Genomic DNA, 2,673 nt, shown 5'->3' with positions numbered 1-2,673 from the left:
CGCCGCGGCCGTGGCGGGATCAGTGCCCCTGGGCCTTGAGCTTGGTGAGCATCGCCGTCATGGCGGCCGTGGTCTGCGCGCGCAGGTCGGCGAGGGAGGCGTCCTCGGTGCCGTCGAGGTAGGCGTTGAGGGTGACGCCGCCCTTGCGGACCGTCAGCTGGTAGTAGGGGAGCTTGGCGCCGGTCTTGTCGTCGGCGTACCGGACCTTGCCTTCCTGCGCGTACGCCTCGTCGGCGAGCGGGAGGGCCGGGGCCGGCACCTCGTGCTCGTCGGTGTCGGTCTCGCTGCCGTCGTCGCTGGTCCAGGTCGGGCAGCGCTTGACCACGCCCCGCGAGGTGGTGAAGTCCTTCTGCGCGTCGGCGACGTCGCCGAAGACCAGGGCGCTGGTGGAGCCGAGGTGGTCGACCAGGTCGGCCTTGCCGGCTGCCGGGACCTTGACCAGGCGGGTCATCGCCCCGGCGAGGCTGGCCGGCGCCTTCCCGAGCACGCCCTTGCAGTTCGCGTCGGTGACGTAGTAGTCCAGGCTCGGGTCCTCGTACGGGTCGTCCTCGGTGTAGCCCTTGCCCCACTCGGCCGGGCCGAGCGTGATCCCGGCCGCCACCTTCGCCGCGTCGCCGCCGGCCGGGGCCTTGCCCGCGCCGGCCGTACCGGTGGCGGCGCCGCCGGTGGTCGCCCCGGCCGCGGCGGAGGCCGCCGGCGGCGGCGTCCTGAGGCCGCCCTTGTCGGAGTTGCAGGCGGTCAGGAGCAGGGCGGGGGCGAGCCCGCCGACGGCGGCCAACGCGATTATTCGCATACGTGTCTGATTCACGGTCACCTAGTGAACCACCGTGCCGACCCGGCGAACAAATAGGTTCGACCGCCACCCAGCAGGTGCCGGTCGAACCTGGGGAGTGCCCGCGCCCGCGGGCCCGGTGCGGTCAGCCGAGGTAGCCGAGCCCGCCCAGCGCCCCGATACCGCCGAGCACCATGAAGACCGGCGTCAGCACCTTCAGCTCGACCCAGCTGCCGGCCCGGAACCGCATCGCCTTCGGCGGGCCGATCGGGTACCAGCGCTTGCGGCCGATCGGGATCGGCCACATGATCGGGCAGCCCGAGACCGTCAGCGCGTCACCGATGCAGTGCACCAGCGCACCGAGCACGATCGGCAGGCCCACCCACAGGTACTGCTGCCCCGGCGCGGTGAACAGCCAGTCGGAGCCGTTGCCGGGCTTGTCGAGGATGTCGGCGATCATCCAGGCGCTGCACACCCCGAGCAGCCACACCAGGATGTCGCTGGACATCCGGGCGGCCTTCCACAGCAGACCCTCGATGGCCAGCACCATGTGCACGAACAGCACCGCCAGCACACCCCAGCGCCCGCCGAACCAGCAGACCGCCGCCGCGCCCGCCCCGCACATCACGGCCCACACCCAGGTGTGGGTGAGCGTGCGGTGGCCGCCCGAGCGGCGCGGGTCGCCCGGCTTGCGGGTGGACTTGTAGGCCGCGTACGAGAGCTTGTCGATGATCTCGCACAGGTTGCGCGAGACCGGCCCGAAGGCCCTCGATATGGTGGCGGCCTTGTGGTCGAGGTCGGGTGCGAGCGCCGCTCCGGCGCAGATCAGCGCTCCGGCGAGGAGCACCGGCCACGGCATCGGGTTGTCGAGGGCGGCCGCGGCCGCCCCCACCCCCAGCCAGGCCGCTGCACCGGAGAGCGCATGCGCCGGTCCCATCATGGCGATAACCGTCCCTTGGTCAGTTCCCAGGTGCGCCGCGCACCTGACGGTGCCGCAGCATACCGGCCGCCGATCATGGCCGGTCACCGGGTGTCCGGGCGGCCGGACGGCGGCCCGAATTCGATGGCCCGGCGGGTGCCGCCGGACCTACCCTGACCTCGGCCGACCCATCCGTCACCGGGAGCACAGCATGCGGACGCACTACCCACGCACCCCGCATCTGCCCTGGTCACCGGGCGCCACCCCGGACGATCTCCGGACCGCCGACCTGGCCGGGTTCCGCGGCCTGGAGGTGGTGGTCACCGAGAAGCTCGACGGCGAGAACACCACCCTCTACCCGGACGGCCTGCACGCCCGTTCGCTGGACTCCGCCCACCACCCCTCCCGCGCCTGGGTCAAGGCCCTGCAGGGCCGGATCGCCCACGCCATCGGCCCGGGCCTGCGGGTGTGCGGCGAGAACCTGTACGCCCGGCACTCGATCCCCTACGACGACCTGGAGAGCTACTTCTACGCCTTCTCGGTCTGGGACGGCGGGCACTGCCTGGGCTGGGACGCCACCGTGCGCTTCGCCCGCCGCCTCGGCGTGCCGCTGCCGCCGGTGCTGTGGCGCGGGGTCTTCGACGAGCGGGCACTGCGCGCGCTGCGCCTGGACACCGCCCGCCAGGAGGGCTACGTGGTGCGGACGGTGGCCGGCTTCGAGCGGGCCGAGTTTCCGCACCGGGTCGCCAAGTGGGTGCGTCCGGCGCACGTCCGCACCGACACGCACTGGATGCACGCCGCCGTCGTCCCCAACGGCCTCGGGCCGCGCGCCGCCCTCTGGGACACCGCCTCGGGCGCCCCCGTCGACCCGGACGCGCTGCTCGCGGCCCTGGCGCTCGACCCCGAGGGGCCCGAGGGGCCCGACGACCCCGTCGGGCCCGCTGCCCCCGGCGGCCCCGGGCGGCGCGAGCGCGCCGCCGCG

The 2,673-nt window shown here is 73.8% G+C and carries 3 protein-coding genes; 1 reads left to right on the top strand and 2 read right to left on the bottom strand.

Annotation, left to right across the window (positions count from 1 at the left end; translation table 11 throughout):
- Positions 1-19: 19 nt before the first annotated feature.
- Together AA75_RS18535 and AA75_RS18530 are read right to left on the bottom strand one after the other, a co-directional pair.
- Positions 20-808 carry a hypothetical protein gene (locus tag AA75_RS18535; RefSeq protein ID WP_149038226.1) on the bottom strand — a complete coding sequence of 263 codons (789 nt, stop codon included), beginning with the start codon at positions 806-808 and terminating at the stop codon, positions 20-22.
- Positions 809-917: 109 nt separating this feature from the next.
- The gene (locus AA75_RS18530; protein ID WP_033821204.1) at positions 918-1,712 is read right to left on the bottom strand and encodes a metal-dependent hydrolase; all 795 of its coding nucleotides are present in this window, start codon (positions 1,710-1,712) and stop codon (positions 918-920) included.
- A 190-nt stretch (positions 1,713-1,902) separates the two neighbouring features.
- Here AA75_RS18530 and AA75_RS18525 point away from each other — a divergent pair.
- Positions 1,903-2,673: RNA ligase family protein (locus tag AA75_RS18525; RefSeq protein ID WP_199520353.1), on the top strand; the 771-nt coding region annotated here is incomplete at its 3' end.

The sequence above is a fragment of the Kitasatospora sp. MBT63 genome (genome assembly GCF_000710465.2).
GTDB lineage: Bacteria > Actinomycetota > Actinomycetes > Streptomycetales > Streptomycetaceae > Kitasatospora.
This window is presented reverse-complemented; position numbering and strand designations above follow the sequence as displayed.